The sequence below is a fragment of the Halorarum sp. SLYT50 genome, assembly GCF_059821265.1.
In genome coordinates this window covers 2,529,686-2,544,553 of sequence record NZ_CM187555.1, presented here as the reverse complement: position 1 = coordinate 2,544,553, position 14,868 = coordinate 2,529,686, and the positions used below count along the sequence as shown (strand labels likewise).

13 protein-coding genes and 1 pseudogene are annotated in these 14,868 nt (G+C 72.2%); 10 read left to right on the top strand and 4 right to left on the bottom strand.

Features of this window, described 5'->3' with window-relative positions; translation table 11 throughout:
* Positions 1–126: 126 nt before the first annotated feature.
* From mutL to AC6RUA_RS13275, 4 genes and pseudogenes are all read left to right on the top strand, one after another.
* Positions 127–1,902, top strand: coding sequence for a DNA mismatch repair endonuclease MutL (gene mutL, locus AC6RUA_RS13290; RefSeq protein WP_499813483.1), 1,776 nt, complete (start codon positions 127–129; stop codon positions 1,900–1,902).
* A pseudogene (locus tag AC6RUA_RS13285) lies at positions 1,793–2,455 on the top strand (DNA mismatch repair MutL family protein); the annotation flags it as partial. The gene mutL and the pseudogene AC6RUA_RS13285, both read left to right, overlap by 110 nt.
* Positions 2,456–2,537: 82 nt before the next feature.
* Positions 2,538–3,491, top strand: a complete 954-nt coding sequence (gene kdgK1 / locus AC6RUA_RS13280) for a bifunctional 2-dehydro-3-deoxygluconokinase/2-dehydro-3-deoxygalactonokinase (RefSeq protein WP_499813482.1) — start codon at positions 2,538–2,540, stop codon at positions 3,489–3,491.
* Between the two features lie 151 nt (positions 3,492–3,642).
* Complete coding sequence (locus AC6RUA_RS13275; RefSeq protein ID WP_499813481.1) at positions 3,643–4,962, top strand: hypothetical protein; 1,320 nt, start codon at positions 3,643–3,645, stop codon at positions 4,960–4,962.
* Here the strand turns inward: AC6RUA_RS13275 and AC6RUA_RS13270 are convergent.
* Positions 4,845–5,459, bottom strand: coding sequence for a J domain-containing protein (locus AC6RUA_RS13270; RefSeq protein ID WP_499813480.1), 615 nt, complete (start codon positions 5,457–5,459; stop codon positions 4,845–4,847). The genes AC6RUA_RS13275 and AC6RUA_RS13270 overlap by 118 nt on opposite strands.
* A 76-nt stretch (positions 5,460–5,535) precedes the next feature.
* Between AC6RUA_RS13270 and AC6RUA_RS13265 the strand changes: the two genes are divergently transcribed.
* Positions 5,536–5,784 (top strand): DUF8075 family protein, encoded by a 249-nt coding sequence (locus AC6RUA_RS13265; RefSeq protein ID WP_499813479.1) that lies wholly within the window; start codon positions 5,536–5,538, stop codon positions 5,782–5,784.
* A gap of 128 nt (positions 5,785–5,912) precedes the next feature.
* Here AC6RUA_RS13265 and AC6RUA_RS13260 read toward each other — a convergent pair whose 3' ends face one another.
* A complete protein-coding gene (locus tag AC6RUA_RS13260; protein WP_499813478.1) occupies positions 5,913–6,176 on the bottom strand; it encodes an MTH865 family protein in 264 nt (87 codons plus the stop codon).
* Between the two features lie 143 nt (positions 6,177–6,319).
* Here AC6RUA_RS13260 and AC6RUA_RS13255 point away from each other — a divergent pair, with 143 nt between their 5' ends.
* The 3 genes from AC6RUA_RS13255 (at position 6,320) to AC6RUA_RS13245 (ending at position 9,442) form a co-directional block, all read left to right on the top strand.
* Positions 6,320–7,375: a M42 family metallopeptidase gene (locus AC6RUA_RS13255; RefSeq protein WP_499813477.1), complete on the top strand. Its 1,056-nt coding sequence runs from the start codon at positions 6,320–6,322 to the stop codon at positions 7,373–7,375.
* Between the two features lie 519 nt (positions 7,376–7,894).
* Positions 7,895–8,254, top strand: coding sequence for a plastocyanin/azurin family copper-binding protein (locus AC6RUA_RS13250; RefSeq protein WP_499813476.1), 360 nt, complete (start codon positions 7,895–7,897; stop codon positions 8,252–8,254).
* Positions 8,255–8,479: 225 nt separating this feature from the next.
* Positions 8,480–9,442 (top strand): patatin-like phospholipase family protein, encoded by a 963-nt coding sequence (locus AC6RUA_RS13245; protein WP_499813475.1) that lies wholly within the window; start codon positions 8,480–8,482, stop codon positions 9,440–9,442.
* 431 nt (positions 9,443–9,873) lie between these two features.
* On the opposite strand, the gene AC6RUA_RS13240 is transcribed toward AC6RUA_RS13245, so the two are convergent.
* Positions 9,874–10,935, bottom strand: coding sequence for a glycosyltransferase (locus AC6RUA_RS13240; protein ID WP_499813474.1), 1,062 nt, complete (start codon positions 10,933–10,935; stop codon positions 9,874–9,876).
* A 120-nt stretch (positions 10,936–11,055) separates the two neighbouring features.
* Here AC6RUA_RS13240 and AC6RUA_RS13235 point away from each other — a divergent pair, with 120 nt between their 5' ends.
* Complete coding sequence (locus AC6RUA_RS13235; RefSeq protein ID WP_499813473.1) at positions 11,056–12,879, top strand: S9 family peptidase; 1,824 nt, start codon at positions 11,056–11,058, stop codon at positions 12,877–12,879.
* A 118-nt stretch (positions 12,880–12,997) separates the two neighbouring features.
* The gene (locus tag AC6RUA_RS13230; RefSeq protein ID WP_499813472.1) at positions 12,998–14,224 is read left to right on the top strand and encodes a GAF domain-containing protein; all 1,227 of its coding nucleotides are present in this window, start codon (positions 12,998–13,000) and stop codon (positions 14,222–14,224) included.
* Positions 14,225–14,326: 102 nt separating this feature from the next.
* Here AC6RUA_RS13230 and AC6RUA_RS13225 read toward each other — a convergent pair whose 3' ends face one another.
* Positions 14,327–14,821, bottom strand: coding sequence for an RDD family protein (locus AC6RUA_RS13225; protein ID WP_499813471.1), 495 nt, complete (start codon positions 14,819–14,821; stop codon positions 14,327–14,329).
* Between the last annotated feature and the right edge of the window lie 47 nt (positions 14,822–14,868).

Below are 14,868 nucleotides of genomic sequence, written 5' to 3'. Positions count from 1 at the left end.
TGAAAATCCTGCCGCCTTCGGGTGATTCCGACGAAAGTTCGTCCACGATTCCCCGGCAGCGGTCCCGGCTCCCGCGGGACGCGGGATTGATACATTGATACGACCGGCCGCCGTGCGTACGCACAGATGACCGACGGGCGCCGCGACATCCGCTCGCTGGACGACCGGACCGTCCGCGAAATCGCCGCGGGCGAGGTGGTCGAACGGCCCGCGAGCGTGGTGAAGGAACTGGTAGAGAACGCGTTCGACGCCGACGCCTCCCGCGTGGCCGTCGCCGTCGAACGCGGCGGCATCGACGGGGTACGGGTGCGCGACGACGGCCACGGGATGACCCCGGACCAACTGCCCCGAGCGGTGGCGAGACACGCGACGAGCAAACTCGACGGGATGGCCGACCTCGACGCGGGCGTCGGGACGCTCGGCTTCCGCGGGGAGGCGCTCCACACGGTGGGCGCGGTGGCCGAACTCACGCTCCGCTCGCGGCCCGCGGGCGCGGAGACGGGCGCGGAGTTGACCGTCGACCACGGCGCGGAGGGGTCGGTCCGACGGGTGGGCTGTCCGACGGGGACGACAGTCACCGTCCGCGACCTGTTCGGCGAGACGCCGGCGCGCCGGAAGTTCCTCAAGACGCCCGCGACCGAGTTCGACCGCGTCAACGCGGTGGTCTCGGCGTACGCGCTCGCCAATCCGGGCGTGGCCGTCTCGCTGGAACACGACGGCAGGGAGGTGTTCGCCTCGAACGGCGACGGCGACCTGCGCTCGGCCGTCCTCGCGGTGTACGGCCGGGAGGTGGCCGAGTCGATGGTGACCGTCGGAGCGACCGGGGAGAGCGCCGACGCGAGCGGGAGTGTCGAGAGCGTCGAGAGCACTCCGAGCACGACCGCGGACAGTGACGGCGAGTCGGACGGGGGTTCGGGCGACAGGACGGAGGTCGAGAGCGACGACGCGGACGAGGTGTCGGTCTCCGGGCTGGTCTCGCACCCCGAGACGACGCGCGCGGGTCGGGAGTACCTCACCACGTTCGTGAACGGCCGGTGGGTGCGCGACGGCGACCTGCGTTCGGCGGTCGTGTCGGCGTACGACGGACAACTCGCGCCCGACCGCTACCCGTTCGCGGTCCTGTTCGTCGACGTGCCCGCCGGCGCGGTCGACGTGAACGTCCACCCCCGAAAGACCGAGGTCCGGTTCGACGACGACGCCGGAGTCGTCGGGACGGTCCGGGAGTCGGTCCGGACCGCGCTGCTCGACCACGGACTCGTCCGCTCGTCGGCCCCGCGGGGCCGCTCCGCGCCCGCGGAGACGGACGTCGACCCCGAAGTCGTCGGCGGCGCGGGTACTGACCACGAACGCGCCGCGAGCGCCCGACGGGGTACCGGCGGGGAAGACGCCGCGAACGACGGCGCGACGGCGGAGAACGAGACCACCGCTTCCGTCCTCGACGCGTGGAGTGGGTCGGTGGCGTCCGACCCCGAGTCGACCGGGTCGCCCGCCGCGGGCACGGGAGCGTCCGACGGCTCCGAGACGAGCGACGGAGCGGCGGGAGCCGACGACACGGGGGGACAGGCGACTCGGACCCGGCGGACGCCGGAGCCGAGAGAGCGAGACGGTGGGCGCGGCGACGCCGGACGAGTCGGCCCCGGCGGAGGACGACGACCGGCCGACGGACCACCCGCCGCGGCGTGGCGCGCACAGCGACGCGTGGAGCGGTCGGCCGTCGCCCCGCGGCTGGCAGGTCGACGGGTCGGACGCGAGCGAGGAGCGCGAGGGGACGAGTCGCTGGAGCGCGCCCGCCCAGTCCACGCTCTCGGGCGGGGCGACAGACGAGCGGACCGAGCGGGCGTCGCTCCCGGCGATGCGCGTACTCGGTCAGTACGACGAGACGTACGTGGTCTGCGAGACTGACGCGGGGCTGGTGCTGGTCGACCAGCACGCGGCCGACGAGCGGGTGAACTACGAGCGCCTCCGGGGAGCGGTCGGCCGCGACGCACCAGTCCAGACGCTCGCCGCGCCGGTCGACATCGAACTCACGGCGCGGGAAGCGGCGCTGTTCGACTCGTTCCGCGAGGCGCTCGCGGACGCCGGCTTCCGGGCCGAGCGGGCGGGCGAACGGACCGTCTCCGTGACGGCGGTGCCGGCGGTGTTCGACGCGACGCTCGACCCCGACCTGCTCCGGGACGTGCTGGCGGCGCTCGCGGACGACGTGGCGGCCGACGACCGCCCGGTCGCGGAGGTGGTCGACGCGCTCCTCGCCGACCTGGCGTGTTACCCCTCCATCACCGGGAACACGGCACTGACCGAGGGGTCGGTGACCGACCTGCTCGACGCGCTCGACGGCTGTGAGAACCCGTACGCCTGTCCGCACGGGCGGCCGGTGGTGGTCGAATTCGGCCGCGAGGAGATCGCCGACCGGTTCGAGCGCGACTACCCGGGTCACGCCGGCCGACGCGAAGAGTGAGGCGCGGCGAAGGAAGACGGAAGCGAAGAAGGGGGAAGGAGCTTTCGCGGCTTACTTGTGCTCCGCCGCCGCACGGCGGGACATGACAGACCTCGTCACGTTCGGAGAGACGATGCTCCGGTTCTCGCCGCCCGAAGGGACGCGGCTGGAGACGGCCGACGAGTTCGACGTCCGCCTCGGCGGCGCAGAGAGCAACGTCGCCGTCGCGGCCGGTTCGCTGGGACTCGACTCCGTCTGGCTCTCGAAACTCGCTCGAACGCCACTCGGCAGGCGCGTCGTCCGGGGACTCCGCTCGCACGGCGTCGACCCGCGAGTCGCGTGGACGGACGACGCCCGCGTCGGCACGTACTACCTCGAACCCGGCGGTGACCCCCGCGGGACGCAGGTGATATACGACCGGGCGGACGCCGCCATCACGACGGTCGGCATCGAAGAACTCCCGACGGACGCCCTCTCCGAGGCCGAGTACGTCTACACCAGCGGCATCACGCCCGCGCTGTCGGACGCCGCCGCGGAGACGACCGCCGCGCTCCTCGACCGGGCGAGCGACGCGGGCGCGACGACCACGTTCGACCTGAACTACCGGTCGAAGCTCTGGGGACCCGACGCCGCCGCCGCCGCCTACGAACGGCTGTTCCCCGACGTGGACGTCCTCGTCGCCGCCCGGCGGGACGCGGCGACGGTGCTCGGGCGCGACGACGACCCCGAAGCGGTCGCCCGTGGGCTGGCGGCCGACTTCGGTTTCGAGACGGTCGTCATCACCCGAGGCGAGCACGGCGCGCTCGCGCTCCACGGCGACGACGCGTACGACCAGCCGGCGTACGAGGCGGATACGCTCGACCCCATCGGGACCGGCGACGCCTTCGTCGGAGGCTTTCTCGCCCGGCGGTGTCGCGGCGGCGACGTGCCCGACGCGCTGGCGTGGGGCGCGGCGACCGCGGCGCTCAAGCGGACGACCGCCGGCGACCTCGCGGTCGTGACGCCCGAGGAGGTAGAGCGCGTCGTCGCCGAGCGGGGCGGCGGCATCTCGCGGTGACGACGGCGCGACACGTCTCGACGTACCGAGACGGGACGGGGCGTCGACTGGACCGCGCACCGCCGGCAGGACTGGACGAACCGGCCGCCGGCGTCGAGTCCGGCACAATCGCGTCGCTACGGAGACGCTCCGCGACGACGTTCTAGCGTGTATGAAACGCGGGTTCGTCGCTCCCGTGGTAGTGTTGCTCGCGCTCGCGACGGTGGCCGACGCCGGTGGAGCGCTCGCGGCGGCGGCGGGAGGCGGCGGAGCCGCGGCGGCGCAGGCGACGCAGTCGTTCGCCGGCGCGCACCTCTCCGTCGACGTGGGACCGCGCGCGCTGACCGGGTACGCCGTGGAGGGTGTGCCCGCGGTCGACTCCCTCCGAGTGCAGTCGCGTGAAGCGGTCGACGCGAACCGCTCCGACGGACCGCTCGAGAGCGTGGTCGACTTCCGGGGGAGCGACACCACCGTCCGCCAGCGGCTGCCGACGCGGCTGACCGTCGAGACGGCCAGCGGCGCGGTACTGGAGGCGCACGACAACCGCCACGGCGTCCTCGTGGTCGCGGCCGACCGCGCGGCCCAGTACGTCGGCGCGACGCTGCCGGCCGGCGCGTCCGCCGCGGCGGAGGGCGAGTCGGTCGTCGTCGCCGGCGACGGCTGGACCGGCGCGTTCCTCGTCGTGGGCGACGGGCGGGTCGTCGTCAACGACGACGGCGGCGTCACCGCGCGGCTGGCGCGCGGCGACCTGCTCGTGTCCCGTGTCTACCCCGACGGGAACAGGACCGGCGCCGACCGGGCGGGCGAACGGCTCGTCGCCGACGGGGTCGTCGCCGCCGAGGTGTACCTGACCGAACGCGGGGAGACGTTCGTGTCCGACACCGTCGCGTACGCCCCGCGCCTCACGGTCGACGTGACGCAGGGGTCGCAGGACGCCGTCGTGATGACCGTCGACCGCCCGGACGGTCGTGGCGGCGTCGTCGTCGTCTCCGCCTCCGAACGGGTGTTCTCTGACCACGAGCGGCTGTCGGTCACCGTCGACGAGAGGGCCGCGACCGAGGTGGACTCCGTCGACGCGCTCGCGGCCGCCGGGACCGACCGCTCGGCGTACCTCGCCCGGGACCCCGCGACGAGGGGGCTGAGCGCCGAGGTGCTGGTCACGGTGAACCGCTTCCCCGCGAGCGAGGTCACGGTTCGGGTCGAGAACGAGCGGGCACCCTGGTTCGGTTGTCGCGGTCGGAGCGCTCGCGCTCCTGGTCGGCGTGGCGCTCGTCGTGCTATTCGTGTGGCGACCGAAGCGGTAGGAGGCGGAGACGGAAAAGACGGGAACACGGGAGAGCGAGAGCGAGAGCGGGGGAGCGCTCCCTCTGCGTGCTACGCTCGTCCCTCCTCGGCGGAGTTCAGGGCGGTCGCGTACGCCTCGCGGACGCGGGTGAACTCCTCGCGGCTCCCCCCCTGGTCGGGGTGGACCCGCTTCACCCGCTCGCGGTAGGCCCGCTCCACGTCCTCCTCGTCGGCGCCCGGCGGGAGTCCGAGCGCCTCGAACGCGGCGACCGTCGGGTCCGGCCTCCGGTCGGGACCGAGGTGGACGTCCGGCACGTCGAACGGGAGCCGTCGACCGAGCTGGTGGCCGGGCATCTCGTGTTCACAGAGGACGACGAACGGGCCGTCGGCCGCGTTCTTCAGCCGGAAGTACGCCCGCGCGTCGAACGTGATGGCGACGTGTCGCTCGGGCAGGTAGAACGCGACCCGGACGCCGTCGAGGTCGTACTCCTCGGCGTAGCGCTCGTCGATGCGCCGGAGGTAGTCGCGTATCTCGGCCTGCCGGCGGACGGTGCCGTCGACCCGCGCGCCGCTCTCGGTCGGCGGGTCCGGGAACCACCGGTTCGCCGCGAGGAAGACCACGGCCACGCCGAACGAGGCGACCGCCCCCAGCGCGACCCCGACGACGAGCCACCCCGGGAGGGCGGCGAACCACTCCTCGAACACGGCAGGGGTTGGCGTCGGGTGGCCTTGAACCCCTCGCCACCCCACCTGCTAAGCGGGTGGCGGCCCACGCTCCGGCGTGCCCATCATCCGGTTCGAAGCCGCCGACACCGACGACCTGACCGCCATCGGAGAGGGACTGACGCGACCCGCCCGCGAGGCCGGACGGCTGGCCGTCGGCACCGACGTCGGGAAGTACGCGCTCCGCCACGACGGCGGCTGTGCGGTGTGTGGCGACCCGGTTCGCGCCGGCGACCCGTTCTATCTCGACTCCGAGGCGGGCGAGGTACTGTGTGCCGAACACGGCGCGGAACGACGCGGGGAGTGACCGAGCGACGGCTCTCGGGCGGAGCAACGCCCGACGAGGTGGCCTCCGGGACGCTCGGGAGGTTCGACCCCCTGGCGGACGTGAAAAGGGCGACCGAGGCGCGGCGCTTCGCGCCGAGGGAGGGCCTCTCAGAGCATCCCTTCCGCCTTCAACCCCGTCATGATGTCGTCGACGAGGCTGTCGACGTCGTCGTACGGGAACTCCTGGTGCGAGCCGAGTTTCGCCGCCATCTCCATCGCGGTGAAGGAGGTATCGCCGGCCTCGAAGCGCGTGCCCGGCCCGTTCGGGAGCGCGGGGACGAGGTCCATCTGGTTCGAGACGGGGTAGTCCGCGTTCTCGAACGCCTCGGTGAGTTGCGCGCGGAGTTCGGCTTCGACGTCGTCGTCGGCCATGTCAGTCCACCCGGCCGTCGGTCGCAAAAGCGTTCCGGAACGGCCGAAAACGCCGGCGGAGTTCTCGCTCGCTGGGTCGCGCACCTATCGGCGGGAGCGGCCGGGACGGTGGGGATTAACAGCCGCGGCCCGGTAGGTCGAGCATGGCGTTCAACTTCGACTTCGAGCTACTGCGGGAACTCACCGAGGCGAGCGGGGTACCGGGGTACGAGGACGAGGTTCGCGCGGTGGCTCGTCGGGAACTGGAGGCGGCGACCGACGAGGTGTACGCCGACGCGATGGGCAACGTCGTCGGCACCGTGGAGGGGCAGTCCGACTACGCCGTCGCGGTCGCGGCGCACATGGACGAGATCGGGTTCATGGTGAAACACGTCGACGAGGACGGGTTCCTACGGGTCGACGCCCTCGGCGGGTGGGACCCGCGCGTGCTGCGCGCACAGCGCGTCACCGTCCACACCGACGACGGCGACCTGACGGGCGTCATCGGCTCCGTCCCGCCCCACACCCTCGACGAGGAGGACAGGGAGAAGGACGACAGCGTCGAGGACACCGTCGTCGACCTCGGGACGACCGACGCCGCGACGGTCGCGGAGCGGGTGTCGGTCGGCGACCTCGTGACGATGAGTCAGTCGACGGTGGAGATGGGCGACTCGGTCACCGGGAAGGCGCTCGACGACCGGGTCTGCCTGTTCGCCATGCTGGAGGCCGCCCGCCGCCTCGAGGACCCCGAGGCGACCGTCCACTTCTGCGCGACGACCCAGGAGGAGGTCGGGCTGCGCGGCGCGGAGGCGCTCGGGGTCGACATCGACCCGGACCTCGCCGTCGCGCTCGACGTGACCATCGCGAGCGACGTGCCCGACGTCGACGAGGACAGGCAGGTGACCCGCCTCGGGGAGGGGACCGCCATCAAACTCAAGGACTCCTCGGTCATCACCAACCCGAAGGTCCACCGCCGGATGCGCACGGTCGCCGAGGAGGAGGGCATCGACCACCAGTTCGAGGTGCTCCCGTCGGGCGGCACCGACACGGCGGGGTTCCAGAACACGCACGGCGCCAAGCCCGTCGGCGCCATCTCCGTTCCGACGCGCTACCTCCACACGGTCACCGAGACGGCGAACGGCGACGACATCGCGGCGACCATCGACCTGCTGACCGCGTTCCTCGACACCGAGACCGGCGAACACGACTACACGCTGTAGACCGGGGGAGTCGGCGGACCGGGGACGGTCGATGACGGCCGGCGACGACCGGAGGCGGACGGGGCGGGCGGTCCCGCCGCACCCGGATACCCGCCCTGACGCGTCGTTCGAGCACCCGTCGCCGCGGCCGAGAATCGAGAGCGGCGGGCCGCGTCCAATCGACGGATTCACCTTGGGGCGTCGCCAACCGCGAGCCATGAGCGATGGCATGAGCCGTCGGACGTTCCTCCGCGGCGCTGCCGGCGCGACGGCGCTGGGTGCGGGCGCGGGCGCGGCGGCCGCCCAGGAGGGCACCGGGACGGCCACCGGTACTCCGACCGGAACCGGCACCGGAAACGCGACCGGCACCGGTGGCGGAACGGGGACCGGAACGCGACCGGCACCGGAAACGCGACCGGAACGGGCGGCTCCGGCGGCGGTGGCGGCGGCGGGAGCGCGACGGTCACCGTCGGGCCGAACGGCGACTACGTCTACTCACCCGGCACGGACGAACCGCTGTACATCACGCCCGGAACCACGGTGACGTTCGAGTGGGCGTCGGACAACCACAACGTGGTCCCCGACAGCCAGCCCGAGGGTGCGGGCTGGTCCGGACACGAGACCATCGAGAACACGGGGTTCACGTTCTCGTCCACGTTCGAGACGCTCGGCGTCTACGAGTACTACTGCCAGCCCCACCAGTCACAGGGGATGGTCGGCACCATCGAGGTGGTCGAGTCGACCCCGACGGCGACGCCGGCGCCGTCCGGCCCGCCGGAAGTGCCCGACGCCGCGAAGAGCCTCGGCGTCGCGTCGTTCATCGCGATGTGTGCGACGCTCGGGCTCGCGTTCTTCTTCACCAAGTACGGCGGCGACTACGAACCGCCCGAAGAGGAGTAGCGCGCCGGTCGCCGCACGCCGACCGGCGCGTCCCGACGCGTCGTCGTTCCTGCGCGCCCCGTTCGCCGCGACGCGCGTGGGGCCGCGTCGCTTGCGCGTCGCTTGTCGCCAGCCGACGTTTCCTGTCGCGTTCGTTCGACCGAGCTGTCGAGTTCGACACGGGGAACCGACGTGTTGCCCGACGGACGGGAACACTCACCTCCGCGGGGCACGCCGTCGACGACGATGACCGACGCCGACGCGACGACGGTCGCGGTCGCCTGTCAGGGCGGCGGGAGCCACACGGCGTTCACCGCGGGTGCGCTCGCCGAAATCGTCCGGAGCCGTCCGGACGAGTACGACGTCGTCGCGCTGAGCGGTTCCTCCGGCGGGGCGATGTGTGCGGCGCTCGCGTGGGACGGCCTGCGCCGGGGCGACGAGACGGCCGCGGTCGACAACCTCCGCGGGTTCTGGAACGCCGTCGCGGCGGACGCCCCGTGGGACCGGTTCGTCAACGACTGGACGCTGTGGGCGGGACGGGCGACGAACGAGGTCGGGTCGTTCGGCGTGAGTCCGTACCGCACCTCGGCGGCGGCGGCCGCGCGCGAACGGCTTCGGACGGCGCTCGACCGGTTCGTCCGGTTCGACGACGACGCGCCGCGGGCGCCACCACACCTGTTCGTGGGCGCCGTCGACGTCGAGTCCGGGTCGTTCGAGGTGTTCGCCGACGGCGAGTACGGGACTGCCGCCCTGCTTGCGTCGGCGGCCGTTCCGACCCTCTTTCGCGCCGTCGACGTGGGAGGGACCCGCTACTGGGACGGACTGTTCTCGCAGAACCCGCCGATTCGCCACTTCACGAGCGAGGTCCCGCCGGACCAGAAGCCCGACGAGATATGGGTGATTCGCATCAATCCGAGTGCGACGGCCGGGACGCCCCGGTCGCTCGGCGGGATAGCGGACCGGCGCAACGAACTCGCCGGGAACCTCTCGCTCGAGCAGGAGAAACACATGATTCGGTCGGTCAACGACCTCATCGACGAGGGCGTCGTCGACGACGAGCGGTACAAGCGCATCGAGTTGCGAGAGATCGAACTCGGGGGTGACCTGGACCACCACTCGAAACTCGACCGGCGTCGGTCGTTCCTGGACGAGTTGGTAGAGCGCGGCGCGGCGACGGCGAGCGAGTTCTGGACGACGGACGGCGGCTGACCCGCCGGGGGACGGCCACACGGCGTCTCGACGGTTGTCGACCGGAGCGGTCGGTGGGGGTACCCACGCGAAGAGGACCGGACCGAGAGCGGGTCGACACTCGGCAGAGAGGCGCCCACCGCGTCAAAGGCCCGATAACGGGGACCAGCCGGGTCGATTCGGGTGTGTGTCATATCCGGAACCGACCGGATTGAACGTGACCGGGCTCGGGTAAATGCTTTCTGCACGAATTCACGCTCAGAAATTAGCGACGAACGTCGTACCCACGACTCCCGGCGGAACGCTCGTCCGACCGGTCGGCTGCGCGAGTCCGTCGGGAACGCCGTGCCACCGGATATCGGCGACGGGACCGCGTCGCCCGGGAGCAGTCGCCCCCGGACGTGCAGGGAGCGAAAACGGGGGCGTTCCCCGCCGAATCCGCGCGGAGGTCGTCAGAACAGGCCGTACGCGTCCACGGCGTCGCGGTAGAGTCGCTCGTACTCGGCGAGGACCTGGTCGTGGTCGTAGTCGGCGAAGCGGTCGTCGGTCGTCCGGCGCTCCAGACCGCCGCAGGCGGCGATCTCCTCCGCGAGTTCGCCCGGGCTGGTGACGAGGCGGCCACGGTCGAGTCCCTCGACGAGTTCGTGCGCGCTCGACCCGGCCTGGTACTCGACGATGCCGACGCACCCGCACGCGAGCGCCCACAGCAGCCCCGTGGCGAACGGTTCGTCCGTCGCCGTCTGGGCGAACACGTGCGCGCCCTTCAGCAGGGGGACGAACTCGGCGGGCGGCAGGTCGCCGAGGAACGTCACCCGGTCCTCGATGCGGAGGTCGCGCGCCGTCCGCTCGGCGTCCGCGCGGGCGGGACCGTCGCCGACGACGGCCGCCGTCCAGTCGCGCCCCCGGAGTTCCGCCAGCGCGAGCAGGAACGTCTCGACGTTCGCGTCCGCGTCGAGGTCCCGGGCGTACACCACGTCGACGCTCGCGTCCGCCTCGGCCGTCAGAACCAGGTCGAAGTCGACGCTCTCCGGGAGGACGTGGACGTCTGCCGCGTCCGGGCCACGCTCGCGCACGTCGGTCTTCACCGTCTCGGACGGGACGACGACGCCGTCGGCTCGCGTCGCCGCCTTCCGGTACTGGTAGGGGGTTCCGCGGTCCGGGTCCGCCCGCCACCAGTCGACGAACACCGGTGCCCGGAGGAGGCGCCCGGCGGTCTTCGCGGTCGCGGCGTGCGTCGGCGGCACGCAGACCGCCTGAACCACCGCCGGGGCGACCTTCCTGAGCGCGAACGGGAACCACGACCGGAACGACCCGGCCGCCGGCTCCGCCGTCACGGCCCGGTACTCGACCCCGCCGCGGTCGAACCGGTCGAGTTCCCCCTCCCACCACCGCGCGCAGAGCCAGACGACGTCGTGGCCGCGCGCCGCCAGCCCGGTGGCGACCCGTTCGGCGCGCCGGAGCGCCGGGGTGTCCCGGTGGTCCGTCGTGTACATCGAGACGAACGCGACGCGCATCGGTGGGTCGGTCGCGTGCGGGTGACAAAAATCAGGGTGGTGCGCGGACGAAACGGACGCTCCCGGCGAGCGGTCCGGGCACCCGAACGCTTTACGCCGGACCGGGACGCGTGTTCACACATGACCGACGAGCGAGCGGACGGGGAGCGCGGGTACGACATCGAGCGGTACCTCAACATCCGGAGCGCGCACACCGCGGACTTCGCGCCGGACGGGACGCTCGCGTTCCTGATGGACACCACCGGGACGCCGCAGGTGTGGAGCCTCGCGGAGCCGGGGGCGTGGCCGGAACAGCACACCTTCTACGAGGAGCGAATCACGTTCGTCGACTGGTCGCCCGAGCGGCGCGAACTCGCGTTCGGGATGGACGAGGGCGGCAACGAACGGGCGCAGCTCTACCGGCTGAATCCCGACGCGGGCCGGGTGACCGAGTGGACCGCGATGCCCGACGCGAAACACCGCTGGGGCGGCTGGAGCCACGACGGCGAGCGGTTCGCGTTCGCGTCGAACCGCCGCGACGAGGCGGTGTTCGACGTGTACGTCCAGCACCGCGAGGCGACGGGCGAGGACGCCCGGCTGGTCCACGAGGGCGACGGCTGGCTCAGCGTCGCCGGATGGAGCCCGGACGACGGACGCCTGCTCGTCCACGAGGCCCACTCCAGTTTCGACCACGACCTGTACGCGCTCGACGTGGAGTCGGGCGACTTCGACCACCTCACCCCCCACGAGGGGAACGCCCGCTTCTCCAGCCCGCAGTGGAGTCCGGACGGCGAGGGGGTCTACGCCTGTACCGACCACGACTCCGACACGCTCCAACTGGAGCGGCTGGACGTCGCCTCGGGCGAGTTCTGGGTCGTCGAGGGGGGCGGCGAGTGGAACGTCGACGGCGTCGCCCTCGACGAGGAGAGCGAGCGTCTGGTGTACTCGCGCAACGTCGACGGCTACACGGAGTTCACCGCGGGCGAACTCGCGGCCGCCGACCGGGTCGAGGAGTTCCCGGACCCGGACCTCCCCGAGAGCGTCGCGGGCGGCGTCTCGTTCACCGACGACGGCGAGCGCTACGCCGTCACGGTGACCGGGAGCACGGTCAACACGAACGTCTACGTCGTCGACGCGGAGACGGGCGAGAGCGAGCGCTGGACGTACGCCGCGACGGCCGGCATCCCCGCCGACACGTTCGTCGAACCGGAACTCATCCACTACCCCACGTTCGACGGGCGGGACATCCCCGCGTTCTTCTCGACGCCCGACGACGCGCCCGAGGGCGGGACGCCCGTCGTCGTCGACATCCACGGCGGACCGGAGGGCCAGCGCCGTCCCTCGTTCAACGGCGTCAAGCAGTACCTCCTCTCGCACGGCTACGCCGTGTTCGAGCCGAACGTCCGCGGCTCCTCCGGCTACGGGAAGGCGTACAGCCACCTCGACGACGTGGAGAACCGGATGGACTCCGTGGCCGACATCGAGGCGGGCGTGGAGTGGCTCCACGACCACCCGGTCGTCGACCCCGACCGCATCGTCGCCATGGGCGGGTCGTACGGCGGGTTCATGGTGCTCGCGGCGCTCACGGAGTACCCGGACCTCTGGGCGGCAGGCGTCGACATCGTCGGCATCGCCAACTTCGTCACGTTCCTCGAGAACACCGGCGACTGGCGGCGCGAACTCCGCGAGGCCGAGTACGGCTCGCTGGAGGAGGACCGCGAGTTCCTCGAGTCCATCTCCCCCATCAACAACATCGACGCCATCGCCGCCCCGCTGTTCGTCCTCCACGGGGCGAACGACCCTCGAGTGCCCGTCGGCGAGGCCGAGCAGATAGTCGAGGAGGCCGACGAACACGTTCCGACGCGGAAGCTCGTCTTCGACGACGAGGGCCACGGCTTCTCGAAACTGGAGAACCGCATCGCCGCCTACCGGGCCGTCGTCGAGTTCCTCGAGGAGTACGTGTAACCGCTCGACACCGCCTCCGCCGGGTTATTTCGTGTTATTTGCTCACACAGAGATATCGGGCCAATAATGCGGGTGGCCGAATGAACTATGCGGACGTAGAGGGAGGTTCCGGGAAGTGATGGCGGACCGGTTTCCGGAGGCTCGCGTGCTCGTCGCGGCCGTATCCGATACCAACGAGAACAGGGGACGTGAGTCGGACCCGACCGACGAATCCGACGAGGCGTCCCAGGTGGCGGCCGAGGTCCGCGCGCGACTCGGGGCCGAAACCGTGGTGAAGCGGGGCGTCACGGCGCTCGACTACCTCCGCGAGTTCGCTCCGCTCCTCGACTGCGTGGTCTGTCTCGCCGACGGGGACGCCTGCCTCGCGGCGCTCACCGACGTCGAGTCGGAGGTGCCGCTCGTGGTCTACGGCGACGAGATTCCCGACTCCCCCGTCGACGGCGTGGTGCCGCGCGGGAACGGGACTGACGCCCTGCTCGCGCGCGTCGCCGACAGAATCGAGCGCAACCGGGAGCGGGACCGACTCGACGAGGCGAACGCGAAGCTCACGGCGCTCAACACGTACACACAGGATATCACGGCCTGCGAGACGCGCGCGGAGGTCGTCGACAGGGTCGTCGACGCGGTCACGGAGGCGCTCGCGTACGAGCAGTGCGTGCTGGGGCTCGTAGAGGACGGGAGGCTCGTCCCGTACGGCAACACGCTCCCGGAGATGGACGTGGAGGTGCTCTCCGTCGACGAGGGCGTCGCGGGCCGGACGTACCGGACCGGGGAGACGGCCATCACCGACGACTACCACACCGACCCCGCGCATCGCCGCGAGGACGCCCGGGTCCAGTCGCTGGTGAGCGTCGCCGTCGGCGACCACGGCGTGTTGCAGATAACCGCCCCCGAGACGGGAGCGTTCGACGAGGGCGACGCCGAGTTCCTCGAAATCGTCGCCTCCCACGCCCGCGAGGCGCTCGCGCGACTCGAACGCGAGTCCACCCTCCGGACCGAACGCGACCGCCTGCACGCGTTCTTCGACGGACTGCCCGCGCCGACGGTGTACGTCGAGTCGAAGACCGACGAGCCGCCGGCGTTGCGCGAGGCGAACCCGGCGTACGAGTGCACGTTCCCGTCGACCCCCCTCGGCGACCCGGTCGACTCCGCGTTCCCGACGCCCGCCGAACGACGACTGTTCGGCGAGTCCATCCGGACGACCGACCCCGTCACCGAGTGTATCCGTCGCGACACCGCCGACGCGACCGACGTGCCGCTGAGCGTCACGCTCGTCCCGGTCCGAACCACCGGGCTGGCGGCGGCCGGGTTCGGCGTCTACGTGAGCGACGTCACCCTCCCGTAGCTCTCGTCGCGACGGCCTCGGAGGACGGGCGTGCCGACGGTCGTGAGCGCCGAGTTGGCGCCCGGCACCGCGCCGACGGCGGGTACGTGGACGGGACGCGGACTACGGCGTCGCCTCGTCGGCGGGGTCCGCGACCGGGTCGCCGGCCCCCTCGGAGGCGCTCGCGTCGGACGCGGGGGCGCGGACGACCCGGGTTCCCGCGACGCGGTCGCCCACCCGGCGGCCGTCCCCGCCGGCCGCGACGACGGCCGCACCGAGCAGGTACCCCGCGGGGAGCCAGTCGACGACGCGGGCGAGCGTCCGGACGCACGCTGTCGCCGCGTCCGGCCGACCGCCGCGTTCGGTGACGACGACCAGTCCGAGCAGTCGCTTCCCCGCCGTCCGACCCGCGAGCGCCTCCAGGCCGGCGAAGTAGCAGAACCAGACGGCGGTTCCGACGCCGGCGAGCAGCGACGGCTCGACGCGCGCGAACACCGCGAGCGGCACGAGCGCGACCGAGGCGAGGAGGACGACGAGCGCGTGGTCGACGACGGCCGCGAGGGTGCGACGGCCGAGCACGCGCAGGTCCGCGCCGGACGCGAGGGAGGGACTCCGCATGCGCTCACGGTCGGGCGCGCGCGAGAAAAGTTCTCCGGGGACTCCGG

Coding starts and splice junctions, on each gene's coding strand:
- AC6RUA_RS13245 (WP_499813475.1), top strand. CDS start 8,480: ATGACCGACGCCGACGCGACGACGGTCGCGGTCGCCTGTCAGGGCGGC.
- AC6RUA_RS13230 (WP_499813472.1), top strand. CDS start 12,998: ATGGCGGACCGGTTTCCGGAGGCTCGCGTGCTCGTCGCGGCCGTATCC.
- AC6RUA_RS13225 (WP_499813471.1), bottom strand. CDS start 14,821: ATGCGGAGTCCCTCCCTCGCGTCCGGCGCGGACCTGCGCGTGCTCGGC.
- AC6RUA_RS13255 (WP_499813477.1), top strand. CDS start 6,320: ATGGCGTTCAACTTCGACTTCGAGCTACTGCGGGAACTCACCGAGGCG.
- AC6RUA_RS13275 (WP_499813481.1), top strand. CDS start 3,643: ATGAAACGCGGGTTCGTCGCTCCCGTGGTAGTGTTGCTCGCGCTCGCG.
- AC6RUA_RS13240 (WP_499813474.1), bottom strand. CDS start 10,935: ATGCGCGTCGCGTTCGTCTCGATGTACACGACGGACCACCGGGACACC.
- AC6RUA_RS13235 (WP_499813473.1), top strand. CDS start 11,056: ATGACCGACGAGCGAGCGGACGGGGAGCGCGGGTACGACATCGAGCGG.
- kdgK1 (WP_499813482.1), top strand. CDS start 2,538: ATGACAGACCTCGTCACGTTCGGAGAGACGATGCTCCGGTTCTCGCCG.
- AC6RUA_RS13260 (WP_499813478.1), bottom strand. CDS start 6,176: ATGGCCGACGACGACGTCGAAGCCGAACTCCGCGCGCAACTCACCGAG.
- mutL (WP_499813483.1), top strand. CDS start 127: ATGACCGACGGGCGCCGCGACATCCGCTCGCTGGACGACCGGACCGTC.